The following is a 16,388-nucleotide window of genomic DNA, read 5'->3' as shown; positions in this document are numbered from 1 at the left end:
CATCGGCTTTCGTCCACCGGCAGCGCGGCCTAGAGTCGGCGCGCGAAGCGATCCGGAGTAGCGCGTGATACGCCTGACATGCCCGAACTGCGGCGCGATCTACGAGGTCGACGCCAGCCTCGTCCCCGAGTCGGGCCGGACCGTGCAGTGCTCGGCCTGCGAGCGGACCTGGCATGCGCGGCCGGAACCCGCCGCCGCCACTCCGCCGCCGGAGCCGCAAACTGCAGAGGCGCCCCCGTCGGAAGAAGTCGCGCCGCCGGCACGAGCCGCCCCGCCCGCGCTGGAGGTTGAGCCGCCCACGCCGGCCGGGACGGAGGCGGAGACGTCGGACGATGAGGCGCCCAACCCCGACCTGCCGCGCCGGCCGATCGCCGAGGAGGTGCGGGCGCTCCTGCGGGAGGAGGCCGCGCGTGAGGCGCGGGTCCGCCGGGAGCAGGGGCGCCTGGAAGTGCAGCCCGACCTCGATCTGCCCCCCGGCCGGATCACGCCGCGCCGCATCGCTCGGCCGCGGACCGAGAGCGGCCCGCTGCCGGATGCCGATGCAATCAACGCGACGCTGCGGGCCACGTCCTCGCGCGCCGCCGAGCTGCGGCCCTCGGATGAGACGCCGCGGGGCCGCGGCGGCTTCGGCATCGGCCTGATGCTCGTGCTCATCGCTATGGTGCTGGTCGTCGGTCTCTACGCCGGGGCGCCAGCGCTGGCCGAGCGGGTGCCGCAGGCGCGACCGTTCCTCGCTGCTTACGTGGAGCTGGCGAACGACGTGCGGACGCAGGTCGACCGGGCGATTGACGGCTCGGCCCGTGCCGTTGCGGATCTTCTGGAGCGTTTCGGCGAGGGCTGAGCGGCTCAGGCCGGGAGCGCGGTCTCACCCATGCGGAGGAACTTCTCGCGCCGCTTGCGGACGAGCGCGCCGGGCTTCTCCGCCTCGAGCTCGGCGAGCGCATCGCCCACCGCCGAGCCGACCGCACGCATGGCTGCGCGCGGGTCGCGGTGGGCGCCGCCGAGGGGCTCGTCGATGATCCGGTCGATCACCTTCAGCTTCAGCAGGTCCTGCGCCGTCAGCCGCAGCGCCTGCGCCGCGTCGCGCGTGCGCTCCGCATCCTTCCAGAGGATCGAGGCGCAGCCTTCGGGGCTGATGACCGAGTAGATCGAGTGCTCCAGCATGGCCACGCGGTCCGCCGTGGCGAATGCCACCGCGCCGCCCGATCCGCCCTCGCCGATGACGACCGAGACGAGCGGCACGCCGATCTGCAGGCACTTCTGCGTCGCCCGCGCGATCGCCTCGCTCTGGCCGCGCTCCTCCGCGCCCTTGCCCGGATAGGCGCCAGGCGTGTCGACCAGCGTCACGACCGGCAGGCGGAAGCGGCTCGCGAGGCTCATCAGCCGGACCGCCTTGCGGTAACCTTCGGGCCGGGCCATGCCGAAGTTGCGCGCAATGCGGGTTGCGGTGTCGTGCCCCTTCTCGTGGCCGATCACCACGACCGGACGGCCATCGAGCCGCGCGAGGCCGCCCATGACGGCGTCGTCTTCGGCAAAGGCGCGGTCGCCGGCCAGCGGCGTCCATTCGGTGAAGAGCTCGGCGATGTAGTCGCGGCAGTGCGGCCGCCCCGGATGCCGCGCCACCTGCGCCTTCCGCCAGGGGTCGAGGTTCTTGTAAAGGTCGCGCAGGATGTCGTGCGCCTTCTTGTCGAGGCCGCGTGCTTCCTTCTCGACGTCCATGCCCTCGTTCTGCCGTGCGAGGGCGCGCAATTCCTCGGCCTTGCCCTCGATCTCCGCCAGCGGCTTTTCGAAGTCGAGATAGTGGGTCATGGGCAGGAACTCTTTGCGGGCAGCCATCCGGCCGGGGTATCCGGGGCTATCGCATGGCGTGGGAGGCATTGCAAAACATAACATGGATGCTATATTTCAGGAGGACGCGCGGAGCGTCACGGCCGCCGACGGCTGTGACGAGGAGATCTACCGGGCACTCAAGGGTCTGTCGGAGCGGTGCCAGGAGAACATGATCGCGCTGGCAGAGGAACTCGCGCAGGCGGATCCCGAGGCGGAGGAGCGGTGCGGGATGCTCGACGGTCGGCATGAGGTCTTTGCCCTTCGCGCCAGCGGCTGCGGTCGGGCGCGGCTTCTGGTCTCGGTCGACACCCGAGCCGCCGGCCGGCCGGTGACGATCCACGGCATCGCCGGCACGGATCCCTGCGCCGCGGCGCGGGCTTTGGTGTCGCGGCATTTCAACCTGAGGAGCGCGATATGGGAGACTTGAACGCCACGACCGGCTTCGCCCGCGGGATGCTGGAGCGCGATCCGGCGTTGAATCGCAGCTGGAACGCCCACGCGTCCAAGCGGCGACTGGCGCTCTGGCTGCGCGCGGCGCGGCGCGAGGCGAGGCTTACGCAAAAGGCGCTGGCCGAGCGCGCGGGCATGAGCCAGCCGCAGATCTCACGCATGGAGGATGCGACGGGGCCGCTGCCGGACCTCTCGACGATCCACGCCTACCTGCGCGGCTGCGGGCGCGTGGTGCTGCTCAGCCACTCCGACCCCGCCGACGCGCCGCCTGAGCATGTGCAGGAGGCGCACGCGATAGCCGTCTAGTGGAGTTCTGGATCAACCTGATCGGCTTCGTCGGCATCGCAATCCTCGCCGTGCCGACGATGGCCGTGAACCGGCGCAAGAAGCGCCTCGACCGCATCGAGCGGCTGCTGATCGGGGGCGACGACGGGCCCGGCCTTCGTCGTGTCGCCCGCCGCCTGCGTGAGGAGCGGGCGCGGCGAGCGACCCGTTGGCACCGCATGGACGAGCTCTGCCTCTATCTCGGCTACGCCTGTCTCTTCGCCAGCACGTTGATGCGCCTCGTCCTGGCGCAGTGACAGGTCATGCGGCGAGAGCTACCGGTTCCGGCTGACAGGACCCGTCGGCGTGGAAACGGACCCGGTTGCGCCCGCCCGCCTTCGCCGCATAGAGGACTGGACACGGCGCAGCGCCACGCCGAACGGCACCGCCAGCAGCGCGAGCACGGCGATCGTGCTCACGAAGTCGAAAAGGTTCTGCGCAGTCAGTGTCAAAACCCGTGCCCTTTCCAGCGCCGTTCTCGTCGCCGGAAGCTCTACGGCCGCGTGGTAAGCTCCGGGTTAAGACGCTGCGGCTCCGCTGCCTCGCGGTGTCCGCCGGCGATCATTTCGGCCTGCCGGACCACCACCTCGGCCTGCCGAATTGAGGCGAGATCGACGAGCCGGCCATCGAAGACCGCCGCGCCCTGACCGCTGCGCTTGGCCACCTCCATCGCGTGGAGAATGCCGCGCGCCTCGGCGACCGCCTTGTCCGAGGGGGTGAAGACTTCGTTGGCCAGCGCCACCTGCTTCGGGTGGATCGCCCACTTGCCGACCATCCCGAGCGTCGCCGACCGCCGTGCCTGCGCCCGGAATCCATTGTCGTCGGAGAAGTCGCCAAAGGGGCCGTCGACCGGCAGTACGCCATGGGTGCGGCACGCCGCCACGATGGCCGCCTGCGCCCAGTGCCACGGGTCCGGCCAATGGCGCTGGCCTTCGTGGAGCATGTAGTAGTTCTCCTGCGTGCCGCCGATGCCGGTGGTCTGCATCCCCATCGAGGCCGCGAAGTCGGCGGCGCCGAGGCTCATCGCCTGCAGCCGGGGCGAGGCGGCGGCGATCTCCGCGACATGAGTGATTCCGGCTGCGGTCTCAATGATGACCTCGAAGCCGAGGCGCTTATGGCGGCCGTTGGCGGCCTCGATGGCGCTTACCAGCGCATCGACGGCATAGAGGTCGGCCGCGCAGCCCACCTTGGGAATCATGATGAGGTCCAGCCGCTCGTCCGCCTGCTCCAGCAGGTCGACGACGTCGCGATACCACCACGGCGTGTCGAGCCCGTTGATCCGCACGCTCAGCGTCTTGCGTCCCCAATCCACGTCGCGGGTGGCCGCGATGACACTGCGCCGAGCCTCGGCCTTGTCGTCGGGCGCCACGCTGTCCTCGAGGTCGAGGTTGACGACGTCCGCGGCGCTCGCCGCCATCTTCTCGAAGATCTGTGGCCGTGAGCCGGGCCCGAAGAGCTGGCAGCGGTTTGGTCGTGCGGGCGGCTGCGGTTGGACGCGGAAGCTCATGGGGGGTCTCCGGCAACATTCCATCATGTCGTGTGCGCTCAGAGTTATGATGTTGCGCGCTGCGGCGCAACATCGGCCTCGCAGACGCGGCGAAGGCTTGCATGTGCTTTTCGGTCCGCAGATGCTGCGCACATGATCGAGACACCATATCTGCTGTTCCTGGGCGACGCGCCCGATCGGCTCGCCGCCAAGGTTGCGCAGGGCATTCGCGACTGGCGGCCCGATAACGCCCTCGGGCAACTGCGGCTGCCGGGATGCAAGGCCGACCTCGGCCTCGACGAGATGACGCTGGAGCAGGGGCTGCAAGCCGGCGCGAAGACGCTGGTGATCGGCGTGGCCAACCGCGGCGGCACGATAGCCGAGGCATGGAAGCCGGTGCTGCGGCAGGCGCTGGCACTGGGCTACGACCTCGCCAGCGGGCTGCACCACCTCCTGCGCGACGAGCCGGACCTGGTTGAGGCGGCGCGCAATCATGGCCGGAAGCTTCACGACGTGCGCCTGCCGCCGCAGCGTTATCCGATCGCGACCGGCGCGCGCCGCAGCGGCAAGCGGTGCCTCGCGGTCGGCACCGACTGCTCGATCGGCAAGATGTACACCGCGCTGGCGCTCGACCGGACGATGCGCGAGCGCGGCATGCGTGCCACGTTCCGCGCGACCGGCCAGACCGGAATCCTTATCACGGGCGAGGGCGTTCCGCTCGATGCCGTGGTGGCCGACTTCATGGCAGGCGCGGTGGAGTGGCTGACGCCCGACAATGACGCCGACCATTGGGACCTGATCGAGGGGCAGGGCAGCCTGTTCCACCCCTCGTTCAGCGGCGTGACGCTGGCGCTGATCCACGGCGGCCAGCCCGACGCGCTGATCCTCTGCCACGAGCCGACCCGCACGCACATGCGTGGTCTGCCGCACTATAAGTTGCCTTCGCTGGAGGAGCTGCGGGAAGTCTCGCTGCGCCTCGCGCGCATCGTGAACCCGGACGTCGAGGTCGTGGGCATTGCCGTCAACACGGCCGCCCTCGGCGAGGAGGAGGCTCTGGCGCACCTCGAGGCGACCGAAAAGCGGATGGGCCTGCCCACGGTGGATCCCTACCGCCAGGGTGCGGGGCGACTCGTGGACGCGCTGCCAGCGTGAGGATCCACGTCCGGTCCGAGACCTTCCGGCTGGCCGAGGCCTTCACCATCAGCCGGGGCAGCCGCACGGAGGCGCGCGTCCTGACGGTGGAGATCGAGGCGGAAGGCGTCATCGGGCGCGGCGAATGCGTGCCTTACGCCCGCTACGGCGAGACGATCGAGAGCGTCGGCGCGCAGGTCGAGGGGCTGACGGGGGTGGACCGGTCCAACTTGGCCGACCTCCTGCCGCCCGGCGCCGCGCGCAATGCCGTGGATTGTGCGCTCTGGGATCTCGAGGCACGGCAGTCCGGCCGCCGGGTGTGGGAGCTTGCCGGGCTGGATCCGCCGCAGCCGCAAGTAACTGCCTACACGATCTCGCTGGGCGAGCCGGAGGCGATGCGGGCGGCAGCGGCGCGGAACGCCCACCGGCCGCTCCTCAAGATCAAGCTCGGCACGCCCGAGGACATGCCGCGGCTCGAGGCGGTGCGGCAGGGCGCGCCGGCCGCCCGCATCATCGTCGACGCGAACGAGGGCTGGTCGGGAGAGGTCTATGCCGACCTCGCGCCGTACCTCGTGCGCCTCGGCGTCGAACTGGTGGAGCAGCCCTTGCCGGCGGGCGAGGATGAGGCGTTGGCCGAGATCGAGCGGCCGCTGCCCGTCTGCGCCGACGAGAGCTGCCACGACCGGGCGAGCCTGCCGGCTCTTCGCGGCCGGTACGACATGGTGAACATCAAGCTCGACAAGGCCGGTGGCCTCACCGAGGCGCTGGCGCTGCGCGAGGCCGCGCGTGCGGAGGGGTACGGCATCATGGTCGGCTGCATGGTCGGCTCGTCCCTCGCGATGGCGCCGGCGGTGCTGCTCGCGCAAGGCGCGACGGTGACCGACCTCGACGGCCCGCTGCTTCTGGCCGAGGACAGGAATCACCCGCTGCGTTACGACGCGGCGGGCGTGCATCCTGCGGATGCAGCGCTCTGGGGCTAGTGGCGTCCGCGATATTTTCCAAAACTTCACGAAAGGTGCTAGTATCGGAGGATTGTTGCGAGGGAGGAATTATGACAATCGAGATTTCCGAGGCTGACGTCAGGGCGATCGCACCCAATCCCACCGACGTGATTGTCGCCGGCATCGTCCAGCATCAGCACTACCTGCCACTCGGCATGATCGACAACGAGCTGCGCCTGGCGCACTTCATGGCGCAGCTCGCACACGAGAGCGCCCACTTCCGCCGCACGCTCGAATTCGCGTCCGGCGCCGCCTACGAGGGGCGCAGGGACCTCGGCAACCTGCAGAAGGGAGACGGCACGCGCTATCGTGGGCGCGGGCTGATCCAGACCACGGGTCGCGCCAACTATCGCGAGGCCGCCGCGGACATCCGCGAAATCGATGCGAAGGCGCCTGACTTCGAAGCCGAGCCAGACGAGCTGGAGCGGTTTCCCTGGGCGCTCCTGTCCGCGGTCTCATACTGGCGGCGGCGGAATATCAACCGCCACGCCGACCGCGACGATGTCGTCGCGGTGACGCGCGCCATCAACGGTGGCACCAACGGTCTCGACGATCGCAAGCGGTACCTGCGTCGGACCAAGCGGCTCTGGATGGAAGGCCAGCGTGCGGTCGAGGGCGACCCGGTCCTTCGCCTCGGCGACAAGGGCAACGGGGTGCGCGACCTTCAGAGCGCGCTGATCGAGGCGGGCTTCGCGGTGCTCGTCGACGGCGATTTCGGATCCAACACCGAGGAGGCGGCGCGCGAGTTCCAGCAGAGCCGCGGCCTGAAGCCGGACGGGATCGTCGGCCCGATGACCTGGGCGGCGCTCAGGACGCCGCCGGCCTGAGCGAGGCGCTCCGGCTCAACGCTGGCGCGCGCAGATCCGGGTCTCGGTCGCCTCGTTGAGCCAGCAGGCCGGTTCGTCGGCGCTGCGCAGGTAGCGCCCAGGCAGCGGCACGGCGCCACTCCCGAGATCCACAAAGCCGAAGGCGACGCCGGGTTCGACGACGTCCAGGACGTACGTCGGCTTGCCCGGGGCTGAGATCTCGAAACTGCCCGATGAGTTGATCGCGCGGAAGTCGCAGTCGTAGGTGCCGTCGTCGGTGGTGGCGCATTGCGTCCCCTGAGCGTCGGAGGCGCAAGCAGCGGTCCAGACGAGCATGGCGGCCATCGGGATGACGCGGGCGTGTGAGCGGCAGGTCATTGGCTTTCTTCCTCCGCAGTTTCTTCAGTCCGGGCCGCGCGATCGCCGCGGGTTGCAGGAGCCATTCCTATACAACGCGGGCTGTGGGCTCCGCGTTTCACGGCCCACCCCAGGAATGACGCCAAACGCAGCCCGGAGTTTCGGCTTTCACGGCATTTCTTGCCAGACTAGGAAGGAAGGAGACGAACAGGAGACCGCGATGCGCACCGTCTATGTCAACGGCGACTACGTTCCCGAGTATCAGGCAAGGGTTTCGGTCTTCGACCGCGGCTTCCTCTTCGCAGACGGGGTCTACGAGGTGACGAGCGTGCTCGGCGGCAAGTTGCTCGACTTCAACGGCCACGCCGCCCGGCTCGAGCGTTCGCTGGGGGAGCTCGGCATGTCGAGCCCGCTCTCGCGCGACGAGCTACTCGCGATCCATCGGGAGCTGACGCGGCTCAACGAGATCGACGAGGGCCTGGTCTATCTGCAGATCACGCGCGGCGCCGCCGATCGCGACTTCGCCTACCCGGAGGGGTCGAGCCCGACGGTGGTGCTCTTCACCCAGAAAAAGCAGTTGGCCGACAACCCGATCGCTGAGCGGGGGATGAGCGTTCTCACCATACCGGACCAGCGCTGGGGCCGGCGCGACATCAAGACGGTTCAGCTGCTCTACGCCTCGATGGGCAAGATGATGGCCAAGGCCGCCGGCGCCGACGACGCCTGGATGGTGGAGGACGGGCAGATCACCGAGGGCACGTCGAACAACGCCTACATCGTCAAGGACGGCAAGATCGTCACCCGCCAGCTCGGCACCGAGATCCTGCACGGCATTACCCGCGCCGCGGTCCTTCGCTTCGCGCGCGAGGCGCAGATGGAGGTTGAGGAGCGTCCGTTCACCGTGGCCGAGGCCCAGACGGCGGACGAGGCGTTCATCACCTCCGCCTCGTCCTTCGTTATGCCGGTCGTCAGGATCGACAACGTGACGCTCGGCGACGGCGCTCCGGGCCGGGTTTCCCGCCGCTTGCGCGAGATCTACCTCGACGAGAGCCTCAGGGCGGCGATCTGACATGGCCGGAGGCGGTGGATGAGTGCCGTCGGCGACCTCCCGTTCCGGGAGGTTTTCGACATGGATGCGCCTCCGCCTGCGCCGCGGCTGGACGACGGCCCGGTGGCGATCAGCGTGTCTCATAACGAAATGCTGCGACTGCCGGACTTCTTGCGACACCACCGGCAGATCGGCATCCGTCACTTCTACATCGTCGACCACGCTTCGACGGACGGATCTGGCGACTATCTGGACGCGCAGCCCGACGTGACGCGGCTGTATTCGCGCAAGCCGTTTCAGCAGTTCAAGCCGATCTTTCGCGCCTGGCCGTGCGACCACTATGCCGTCGGTCGCTGGATCCTGAACCCGGACATCGACGAGCATCTGGTGTATCCCGGTTGGCCGGAGGTGCCACTGCCGCGCCTCCTGTCACACTGGGACGCGACCGGAAGCGAGGCGGTGTTCGCGCCGATGGTCGACATGTACGCGGATCGTCCACTGGCGGAGGTCCACCACGACTCGGATGTGCGGCTGAGGAACGTGTACCCGCTGTTCGACGGCGAGGGCTACTGGATCGCGCCACCAAAGCCGCGGACCCGCCGCGATGCCCCGACACCGCCCTATCTGCTCTACGGTGGCGCACGCTCCCGGTACGGCAAGGCCTCGTACGGGATGCGCGAGCGGGTGGCGAAAGGGCTCATGCGCCGGCTCATGGATTATCGCGATCCGACCCATCCGAGGCCCGGCGCCTGGTTCGTCCAGCGATATCTGCTCATTCGCGGCAGCCGACCGTTCGGCATCAAGTCCAAGCTGGGCCTCATCAAGTGGCGGCGCGGCATGACGTTTCCGGGGAGCAGTCACAGGATCAGGGCGCGGCTAAAGCTCGCGCCGGACTGGGCCGCGCTGCTGCACTTTCGACTGATGATCGACTATGCCGCGCGCGAAGAGATGTGGCGCCATCGCAAGGATCGCGGTCCGGAGGCGACGGCTCACACTGCCAATGTCGTGGAGCGCGCGTTCGAGTGGGAAGGATCGCGACGGCTCGAGTCGTGGCGCGACCTGCTCGACGCGGGGCTCCTGCGGATGAGCGACGACCTCGCCACTTCAATCGGCCTCCGATCATGCTGAAGCGGCGCTCCATCTCGGCGGTGATCTGCTACATCTGCTACGGCGACGCGACGGCGGCTCTTGGGCGGCTGTCAATGGCGACGCTGGCGGCGCAGGGATGGTCAGGCGACATCGTCGTGCTGACCGAGCGGTCGCGGGACTGGCCGGACGTGCCACGCCTGCGCGAGGTCGTGGTGCCGCCGGAGGTCGTCCACATTGACGTGTCCGCGCCCTTCATGGGCGCCGAGGTCGACTGTCGCGACTATTCCAGCCCGAGCCCGGCGCTCGCCGCGAAGCACCTGACTCCGCTGATCTACCGCTGGCTGGAGATGAGCCGGCACGACATCGCGATCTACATCGACGCCGACGTGGTGGCGAACCGCTCGCCCGACGAGTGCGCCGGCCGCCTGCTCGAGCGGCCCTACGATTTCGGCGTGGGGCGCAACAAAAAGCGGCTTCGCTCGACGCGGGCCTCGCGGGTGAACCTGAGCTGGTTCGAGCTGCAGAAGTGGCGGCATGCGCCGAACATCAACTCGGGCCTTTTCTTCTTCAAGCCGACCAGGACGGGAATGGATGTCATGAAGGCATGGGAGTTCGAAACGCGGCGGCGGCTCGGCGGCGACCAGGCGGCGCTGCAGGCGGTGTTCCTGCGCCAGTTCCGCAGCGAGATCGATGTTCTGGGCTTCGAGTATCAGGATTTCGGGCCGATGCCGCACAAGTACAGCGGCGACGCCGAAGCTCTCCAGCGATCAGACGGCTACTTCGTGCACTTCCGCGGGGCCAGCGGCGACGACCGGCCGATGGTGGACTATGTCCGGCGCCACATTCCCGAGGCGCTGGAAATCGCCGGCATGACAGCCTAGCGGCCGCTCAGCAGCCCGCGCAGCGACTGGCGCCCGCCGAGCGCGGAGCGGAGCATCGCGCGCTTCTCGCTCTCGGAATAATGGTCGCTGTGCAGGGCGTGGTGGATCGCCGCCACCTGTTCGATCGTCAGCGCCCGCACGTCCACGTCGGTGTAGCCATAGCGGGGTAATTCGCGCGTGACGAGCATCCGCAGCTGCTCGCTGGCGCCGGCGGGCGCTGCCGCCGTCAGCAGGAAGAGACCGAGGAGCAGGTGTCGCATCATTCTTCCTCCCATCGCAGGATGGCGCGGATCTTGCGCCGTTTCTCGAGCCGCCCCTCGCCGCCCGACGCCATCGCCAGGTGGATGGCCGCGACCTGCCGGAGGCTCAGGTCCGACACGTCAACGTGGATGCCGTAGAATGGCAGCCGCGACTGGACCAGTGCCTCAAGCTGCGGATTCGCGTCCGCGAGAGCGGAGGTTGGCAGCAGCAGGGCGAGGGCGAGGGCGCGCATCAATGCTCCTTGTGCGCATCGGCGAAGCGCCGCGCCTGATCGGGCGTCGCGTCCGCCTGGTGCGCCTCTCGCCATTTGTCATAAGGCATGCCGTAGAACGCCTCGCGCCCCTCTTCCTTGGTCATCTCGATGCCGCGCTCGGTGGCGGCCTCCTGATACCAGCGGCTGAGGCAGTTGCGGCAGAAGCCGGCGAGATTCATCATGTCGATGTTCTGCACGTCGCTCCGCTCGCGCAGGTGGTCGCGCAGGCGGCGGAAGGCGGCGGCTTCGAGCTGGGTGCGGGTGGCGTCGTCCATAGCGTCCTCCAATCGGTCAAAGGTGTGTCTCGGCAAGCGCCGCTTCAAGCGCAGGGGCAAGCCGCGCCGCCCATTTCGCCTGATCGTCCGCAGTCGCGATCAGGTCGTGGCGCACCTCCAGCAACACGTTCAGCCGCCCCGACGCAATCGCGTGCCGATCGATCGAATCGCCGGGCAGGTGCCCGTCGTAGGGCTCGTTGTCGCCGACGCAGTGGCCGTCCTCCCGCAGGCGGCGGATCAGCGGCCATGCCAGCCGGTTGTCACCGGCATAGAGTACGCCCACGTGCCATGGCCGCGGAGCGCGCCCCGAGAGGCGCGGCGTGAAGGAGTGGATCGCGCAGACCACCGTATCGCCGCGACGCGCGGCGAGGGCTCCGAGCGCGGCATGATATGGCCTGTGGCAGAGATCGAGTCGCCGCTCGACCTCGGCCTCGTCGGCATCGCGGTTGCCGGGAATGACTGTGCCGTCATAGAGCCTCATCACCAGTGTCGGGTCGTCTTCGCCCCGGTTGGGGTCAATCACGAGGCGGGAAAATGTGCCGAGGATGGCGGGGCTATCGAGCCGCCGCGCCATGTCGCGGACGAGGCCTGCCGCGCCGACGTCGTAGGCGATGTGACGCTCCATCTCCCGGTCCGGCAGGCCCAGATCGCCCTGCGGAATGACCTCGACCGGCACTGCGTTCGAGGCGTGGTCGCAGGTGACAAGCCAGCGCCCCCCGCGTTCGAGTCCCTCGGTATCGTAGGGCTGCCAGTCCATTGGTGCCTCGATCTTCAGCATTTGCCCCTGCGTAGCGTGCCGACCCGGGCCGCGCCAGTTGTCGACGACGGGCTTTCGTGCCAAGCACGGGCACGGGCTTGAGCATCGAGAGAGCAGTATGAGACGTCTTCGCGCCGTCAAGATCGTCGCCACGCTTGGCCCCGCCTCGAGCGATTACGACACGATCTACGCCCTGTCGGAGGCGGGTGCCGACGTGTTTCGCCTCAACATGAGCCACGGAGATCACAGCGAAATCCGTGCCCGGCACGAGATCATCCGCGAGGTGGAGGAGAAGCGGGGGCGACCGATAGCGATCCTGGCGGACCTGCAGGGGCCGAAGCTGAGGGTGGGTACCTTCGTCGGAGGGCAGGCGGAGCTTGTGGAGGGGCAGACGTTCCGCCTCGACCTCGACGAGGCGCCTGGTGACGCGACGCGGGTCCAGCTGCCGCACAAGGAGATCTTCGAGGCGCTTGAGGCGGGTTCGAGCCTCCTCGTCAACGACGGCAAGATCCGCCTGCGGGTGAACGAGGCGACGGCGCAGCATGCCGTCTGCACGGTGGTCGTCGGCGGCACGATCTCGAACCGCAAGGGCGTGAACGTGCCCGACGTCGTGCTGCCGCTTGCGGCGCTGAGTCCGAAGGACCGCAAGGATCTCGATTTCGTCTGCGAGCTGGGCGTGGACTGGCTGGCGCTGTCGTTCGTGCAGCGCCCCGAGGACGTGATCGAGGCGCGCAAGCTGGCGCGCGGCCGCGCGGCCATCATGTCCAAGATCGAGAAGCCCGCCGCGGTGCGCAGCTTTGACGAGATCCTCGCGGTCTCGGACGGCATCATGGTGGCGCGCGGCGATCTCGGCGTCGAACTTCCAGTGCAGAACGTGCCGCCGATCCAGAAGCGGCTGGTGCGCAAGTGCCGGATGTGCGCGAAGCCGGTGATTGTGGCGACGCAGATGCTTGAGAGCATGATCGACAGCCCTGTCCCGACGCGAGCCGAGGTCAGCGACGTGGCGGCGGCGATCTACGAAGGCACGGACGCGGTGATGCTCTCGGCGGAATCCGCCGCCGGCCAGTATCCGGTCGAGGCGGTCCGCACGATGGACAACGTCGCCCGCGAGGTTGAGAGCGACCCGACCTACCGCGAGGTGATCGAGGCGAGCCGCGGCGGGCCGAAGGCTACGGTCGCGGACGGCATCGTCTCGGCCGCCCGCGAGATTGCCGAGACGACGAACATCAAGGCGATCTGCTGCTTCTCGCAGTCGGGTACCACGGCGCTCCTCGTCGCGCGGGAGCGGCCGCGGGTGCCTGTCCTGGCGCTGACCTCGCAGCGCGACACGGCACGTCGGCTCTGCCTGACCTGGGGCGCCCACTGCGTGATGACGGACGAGCAGTACCGATTCAAGGGCGCGGTCATCGCCGCGGTGCGCGCCGCGCTGACGGAGGGCTTCGCGGAGGACAACGACCAGATCGTGGTCACCGCGGGCGTGCCGTTCAACATCCCCGGCACCACGAACATCCTGCGCGTGGCGCCGTGCCAGGAGCGGATGATCTTCCGCGCCGAGCCGGAATAGGGGTTGCCGGAAAAGGCACCGCGCAGTAAGAGGCGCACTTCTTTCGCCGGGGCCGGCCGATTGGCATGCCGAGTCCCGCGACCGACCGCCGAGGAGACGGAAATGCCGAAGATGAAGACGAAGTCGAGCGCCAAGAAGCGCTTCAAAGTGACGGGGACCGGAAAGGTCCTGGCTGCGCAGGCCGGCAAGCGTCACGGCATGATCAAGCGGAGCAACAAGTTCATCCGCGACGCGCGCGGCACGCAGGTCCTGAGCGAACCGGACCAGAAGCTTGCCAAGCTCTACATGCCCTACGAGCGCTGAGGAGGCCTGAGACATGTCCCGCACCAAAGGTGGAACCGTCACCCATGCCCGTCACCGCAAGGTCATCAAGCAGGCGAAGGGCTATTACGGCCGCCGCTCGACGGCGTTCCGGACCGCGACGCAAGCCGTCGACAAGGCGAACCAGTACGCCACGCGCGACCGCAAGAACCGCAAGCGCAATTTCCGCGCGCTCTGGATTCAGCGGATTAATGCGGCCGTCCGCGCGCATGACGACAGCCTGACCTATTCGCGCTTCATCAACGGCCTGGCGCTGGCCGGGATCGAGGTGGACCGCAAGGTCTTGGCGGACCTCGCCGTGCACGAGCCCGAGGCGTTCGGCGCCATCGTCGACCAGGCAAAGGGCGCGCTGCCGGTCTGACAGCCAATCATGATGTGAGCGCCTGCGGCGCTCGCGCCTTTCTCGCTCGGCCACGCGGCCGAGCAGCCGCCCCGCCGGAGATGCCGCGCGGGGCGGCTCGCGTTTCGGCGCGGCTCCGCCGGCTTGAACCGAAGCGGGCGCGGGGGTAGCAGTCGCGGCGGCATTCGGAGGGCGAAATGGACGACCTGCGCAACAAGTGGCTGGCTGAAATCGCGGCGGCTTCGGACGAGGCGACGCTGGAGGACGTGCGGGTCCGCGCCGTCGGCAAGAAGGGCGAGGTCAGCCTCAGGATGCGCGAGCTCGGCCGGATGTCGCCCGAGGAGCGGCAGGAGGCGGGGCCACGCCTGAACGCTTTGAAGGGCGAGATCACCTCGGCGCTGGCGGCGCGACGGTCGGCGCTGGAGGATGCGGCGCTGGATGAGCGCCTGCGCGCCGAGTGGCTAGACGTGACGCTGCCGGCTCGACACCGCCGCGCGGGCTCGATCCATCCGGTGAGCCAGGTGACCGAGGAGGTGACGGCGATCTTTGCCGACATGGGCTTTGCCGTTGCCGAGGGGCCGCAGATCGAGACCGACTGGCACAACTTCGACGCGCTCAACATCCCCTGGCACCATTCGAGCCGCGAGGAGATGGACACGTTCTACATGGCGCGCGGCGAGGGCGACGACCGGCCGCCGCATGTCCTGAGGACCCACACCAGCCCGGTGCAGATCCGGCACATGCTGGAGAACGGTGCGCCCTGCCGGATCATCGCGCCGGGCCGGGTCTATCGCGCCGACTACGACCAGACCCACACCCCGATGTTCCACCAGGTCGAGGGGCTGGCGGTGGACCGCGCCATCTCGATGGCGAACCTCAAGTGGGTGCTGGAGGAGTTCTTCACCGCCTATTTCGGCACCAAGGTGAGGACCCGCTTCCGCGCCTCGCACTTCCCCTTCACCGAGCCGTCGGCCGAGGTCGACATCCAGTGCTCGTGGGAGGGCGGCTCGCTCCGCGTGGGCGAGGGCTCCGGCTGGCTCGAGGTGCTGGGTTCGGGCATGGTCCACCCCAAGGTCCTGCAGGCGGGCGGGATCGACTCGGCCGAATGGCAGGGCTTCGCCTTCGGCATGGGCATCGACCGGATCGCGATGCTGAAATACGGCATCCCCGACCTGCGGGCGTTCTTCGACAGCGACCTGCGGTGGCTCAGGCACTACGGGTTCAGTGCGCTGGCGGTGCCGGAGTTGGCTGGAGGAGTATGACGTTCGCGTCGGCAGTTGGAGCCATAGCCGCTTTCATCGGTGGCTTACTAATCTATTCGTGGCAGAAACGGTTGGACCGCCAAACCGAGATGCTGCGTGAGCGGCGGGAGGCGTACAACGCATATGTCTCCGCTGCGGAAACGATGGGCGCTCACACGATCGACTCTGAGGGCGACACAGACAACCAGAAGGTAGCGGAGTATCGTGCTGCACTCGCCCGGCTTCAGATCCTTGCGACAGATGCGGTTTTATCTGCCGCAATCGCCCATAAGGACGCTTTGAATAATCTTCAGTCGTGCTTGTCTGAGGAGGGGCATCAGGTGAATCTTGGGAGCGCCTTTGTCACCGAACTAAAGGCGTTCGAGATACTCTTGACGGAGATGCGAAAGGATAATCTCAAGCCGTTTCGCCTTCCGGCCAACGTTACCCGATACTGGGGCCGGAACCTCATTTGATGTAAATTGCTTCGTCGCGCTATCTGGCGGACTTCTGCAGCGCGACGACATACGGCTTCGTATCTACGCTGTTGATCGGACTTGGCGTCCTGCATCCCGCCCGGAATCAAGCCGAAGGCGCCGGGCGAGCGCCTGCCCGTCCCGGCGGGCTGGCGCTCCTTCAGCCGCGCGCGACGCTCGGTCGGTGGAGGGGCTTGGCTGCCATAAAGCGCGTCGTTCGACGGTCGGTGGCGCCATCCCACGGGCAGGCGCTCGCCCGGCTCGCGGTGCACTTTGTGGCTTCGAGGCCGGCTGATCCGCAACTTTTCCGTTTCGCCTCGTCTTCGGACTCGGCTGCAATCGCGCCGCCGGCGTTCGTCCACGTGACCTCATCGGTCGCTGAGCGCGGCCTCGGCGGATGGCTCGGGCGGCGCCTCGAGGTGGTGGTAGAGCGCCACCGCGGCGCTGAGCAGGAGCGCGGGCAGGGCGAGGCGGAGGTAGATCGGGGTCTGCGACAT

Annotated in this window: 24 protein-coding genes; 15 read left to right on the top strand and 9 right to left on the bottom strand. The window is 68.3% G+C overall.

Annotated elements, in window-relative coordinates:
• Positions 1 to 64 precede the first annotated feature (64 nt).
• The gene (locus tag JM664_RS18630) at positions 65 to 841 is read left to right on the top strand and encodes a zinc-ribbon domain-containing protein (protein ID WP_319637510.1); all 777 of its coding nucleotides are present in this window, start codon (positions 65 to 67) and stop codon (positions 839 to 841) included.
• A 5-nt stretch (positions 842 to 846) separates the two neighbouring features.
• On the opposite strand, the gene JM664_RS02120 is transcribed toward JM664_RS18630, so the two are convergent.
• Positions 847 to 1,809: an acetyl-CoA carboxylase carboxyltransferase subunit alpha gene (locus JM664_RS02120; RefSeq protein WP_227418354.1), complete on the bottom strand. Its 963-nt coding sequence runs from the start codon at positions 1,807 to 1,809 to the stop codon at positions 847 to 849.
• 82 nt (positions 1,810 to 1,891) lie between these two features.
• On the opposite strand from JM664_RS02120, the gene JM664_RS02115 reads away from it, so the two are divergent.
• From JM664_RS02115 to JM664_RS02105, 3 genes are read left to right on the top strand one after another with little or no spacing between them, the layout of a single operon-like run.
• Positions 1,892 to 2,257, top strand: coding sequence for a hypothetical protein (locus tag JM664_RS02115; protein WP_227418239.1), 366 nt, complete (start codon positions 1,892 to 1,894; stop codon positions 2,255 to 2,257).
• Positions 2,245 to 2,586, top strand: a complete 342-nt coding sequence (locus JM664_RS02110) for a helix-turn-helix domain-containing protein (RefSeq protein ID WP_227418238.1) — start codon at positions 2,245 to 2,247, stop codon at positions 2,584 to 2,586. Before JM664_RS02115 ends, JM664_RS02110 begins: the two co-directional genes overlap by 13 nt.
• Positions 2,586 to 2,861 (top strand): hypothetical protein, encoded by a 276-nt coding sequence (locus JM664_RS02105; RefSeq protein ID WP_227418237.1) that lies wholly within the window; start codon positions 2,586 to 2,588, stop codon positions 2,859 to 2,861. The genes JM664_RS02110 and JM664_RS02105 overlap by 1 nt, the downstream gene beginning before the upstream one ends.
• A gap of 18 nt (positions 2,862 to 2,879) precedes the next feature.
• Here JM664_RS02105 and JM664_RS02100 read toward each other — a convergent pair whose 3' ends face one another.
• Both JM664_RS02100 and JM664_RS02095 read right to left on the bottom strand, forming a co-directional pair.
• Entirely contained in the window at positions 2,880 to 3,023 is a 144-nt protein-coding gene (locus tag JM664_RS02100) for a hypothetical protein (protein WP_227418236.1), read from the bottom strand.
• A 74-nt stretch (positions 3,024 to 3,097) separates the two neighbouring features.
• Positions 3,098 to 4,111: an L-malyl-CoA/beta-methylmalyl-CoA lyase gene (locus tag JM664_RS02095; RefSeq protein ID WP_227418235.1), complete on the bottom strand. Its 1,014-nt coding sequence runs from the start codon at positions 4,109 to 4,111 to the stop codon at positions 3,098 to 3,100.
• 132 nt (positions 4,112 to 4,243) lie between these two features.
• On the opposite strand from JM664_RS02095, the gene dgcN reads away from it, so the two are divergent.
• From dgcN to JM664_RS02080, 3 genes are all read left to right on the top strand, one after another.
• Entirely contained in the window at positions 4,244 to 5,242 is a 999-nt protein-coding gene (gene dgcN / locus JM664_RS02090) for an N-acetyltransferase DgcN (protein ID WP_227418234.1), read from the top strand.
• Positions 5,239 to 6,201, top strand: coding sequence for an N-acetyl-D-Glu racemase DgcA (gene dgcA, locus JM664_RS02085; RefSeq protein WP_227418233.1), 963 nt, complete (start codon positions 5,239 to 5,241; stop codon positions 6,199 to 6,201). The genes dgcN and dgcA overlap by 4 nt, the downstream gene beginning before the upstream one ends.
• Positions 6,202 to 6,272: 71 nt before the next feature.
• Entirely contained in the window at positions 6,273 to 7,049 is a 777-nt protein-coding gene (locus JM664_RS02080; protein ID WP_227418232.1) for a peptidoglycan-binding protein, read from the top strand.
• A 15-nt stretch (positions 7,050 to 7,064) separates the two neighbouring features.
• Here the strand turns inward: JM664_RS02080 and JM664_RS02075 are convergent, their stop codons facing one another.
• On the bottom strand, positions 7,065 to 7,364 hold the full coding sequence (locus JM664_RS02075; protein WP_227418231.1) for a hypothetical protein: 300 nt from the start codon (positions 7,362 to 7,364) through the stop codon (positions 7,065 to 7,067).
• A 241-nt stretch (positions 7,365 to 7,605) separates the two neighbouring features.
• Between JM664_RS02075 and JM664_RS02070 the strand changes: the two genes are divergently transcribed.
• Genes JM664_RS02070 through JM664_RS02060 form a run of 3 tightly spaced genes read left to right on the top strand, consistent with a single transcriptional unit; the run spans position 7,606 to position 10,403 of the window.
• A complete protein-coding gene (locus JM664_RS02070; protein ID WP_227418230.1) occupies positions 7,606 to 8,454 on the top strand; it encodes a D-amino-acid transaminase in 849 nt (282 codons plus the stop codon).
• 18 nt (positions 8,455 to 8,472) lie between these two features.
• A complete protein-coding gene (locus tag JM664_RS02065) occupies positions 8,473 to 9,561 on the top strand; it encodes a glycosyltransferase family 2 protein (protein ID WP_227418229.1) in 1,089 nt (362 codons plus the stop codon).
• Positions 9,555 to 10,403 (top strand): putative nucleotide-diphospho-sugar transferase, encoded by an 849-nt coding sequence (locus JM664_RS02060; RefSeq protein ID WP_227418228.1) that lies wholly within the window; start codon positions 9,555 to 9,557, stop codon positions 10,401 to 10,403. Before JM664_RS02065 ends, JM664_RS02060 begins: the two co-directional genes overlap by 7 nt.
• Here JM664_RS02060 and JM664_RS02055 read toward each other — a convergent pair.
• From JM664_RS02055 to JM664_RS02040, 4 genes are read right to left on the bottom strand one after another with little or no spacing between them, the layout of a single operon-like run.
• Entirely contained in the window at positions 10,400 to 10,663 is a 264-nt protein-coding gene (locus JM664_RS02055; RefSeq protein WP_227418227.1) for a hypothetical protein, read from the bottom strand. The two genes, JM664_RS02060 and JM664_RS02055, sit on opposite strands and share 4 nt — an antisense overlap.
• Positions 10,663 to 10,896 (bottom strand): hypothetical protein, encoded by a 234-nt coding sequence (locus JM664_RS02050; protein WP_227418226.1) that lies wholly within the window; start codon positions 10,894 to 10,896, stop codon positions 10,663 to 10,665. Before JM664_RS02050 ends, JM664_RS02055 begins: the two co-directional genes overlap by 1 nt.
• The gene (locus JM664_RS02045; RefSeq protein ID WP_227418225.1) at positions 10,896 to 11,192 is read right to left on the bottom strand and encodes a DUF1244 domain-containing protein; all 297 of its coding nucleotides are present in this window, start codon (positions 11,190 to 11,192) and stop codon (positions 10,896 to 10,898) included. The genes JM664_RS02050 and JM664_RS02045 overlap by 1 nt, the downstream gene beginning before the upstream one ends.
• 16 nt (positions 11,193 to 11,208) lie before the next feature.
• Positions 11,209 to 11,970 carry an N-formylglutamate amidohydrolase gene (locus JM664_RS02040; protein ID WP_227418224.1) on the bottom strand — a complete coding sequence of 254 codons (762 nt, stop codon included), beginning with the start codon at positions 11,968 to 11,970 and terminating at the stop codon, positions 11,209 to 11,211.
• A gap of 97 nt (positions 11,971 to 12,067) precedes the next feature.
• On the opposite strand from JM664_RS02040, the gene pyk reads away from it, so the two are divergent.
• The 5 genes from pyk to JM664_RS02015 all read left to right on the top strand — a co-directional run bounded on the left by pyk (position 12,068) and on the right by JM664_RS02015 (position 15,891).
• On the top strand, positions 12,068 to 13,513 hold the full coding sequence (gene pyk, locus JM664_RS02035) for a pyruvate kinase (protein WP_227418223.1): 1,446 nt from the start codon (positions 12,068 to 12,070) through the stop codon (positions 13,511 to 13,513).
• A gap of 102 nt (positions 13,514 to 13,615) precedes the next feature.
• Positions 13,616 to 13,816 (top strand): 50S ribosomal protein L35, encoded by a 201-nt coding sequence (rpmI, locus tag JM664_RS02030; protein WP_227418222.1) that lies wholly within the window; start codon positions 13,616 to 13,618, stop codon positions 13,814 to 13,816.
• Between the two features lie 13 nt (positions 13,817 to 13,829).
• Positions 13,830 to 14,195, top strand: coding sequence for a 50S ribosomal protein L20 (gene rplT / locus JM664_RS02025; protein WP_227418221.1), 366 nt, complete (start codon positions 13,830 to 13,832; stop codon positions 14,193 to 14,195).
• A 176-nt stretch (positions 14,196 to 14,371) separates the two neighbouring features.
• Entirely contained in the window at positions 14,372 to 15,436 is a 1,065-nt protein-coding gene (pheS, locus tag JM664_RS02020; protein WP_227418220.1) for a phenylalanine--tRNA ligase subunit alpha, read from the top strand.
• Positions 15,433 to 15,891 (top strand): hypothetical protein, encoded by a 459-nt coding sequence (locus JM664_RS02015; RefSeq protein ID WP_227418219.1) that lies wholly within the window; start codon positions 15,433 to 15,435, stop codon positions 15,889 to 15,891. Before pheS ends, JM664_RS02015 begins: the two co-directional genes overlap by 4 nt.
• A 368-nt stretch (positions 15,892 to 16,259) precedes the next feature.
• On the opposite strand, the gene JM664_RS18625 is transcribed toward JM664_RS02015, so the two are convergent.
• The gene (locus tag JM664_RS18625; RefSeq protein WP_264465437.1) at positions 16,260 to 16,388 is read right to left on the bottom strand and encodes a hypothetical protein; all 129 of its coding nucleotides are present in this window, start codon (positions 16,386 to 16,388) and stop codon (positions 16,260 to 16,262) included.

The organism is Roseitranquillus sediminis (assembly GCF_016918935.1).
Lineage (GTDB): Bacteria > Pseudomonadota > Alphaproteobacteria > Rhodobacterales > Rhodobacteraceae > Roseitranquillus > Roseitranquillus sediminis.
Note: the sequence above shows the minus strand (reverse complement) of the source record. Positions and strands in the feature narration are given on the sequence as shown.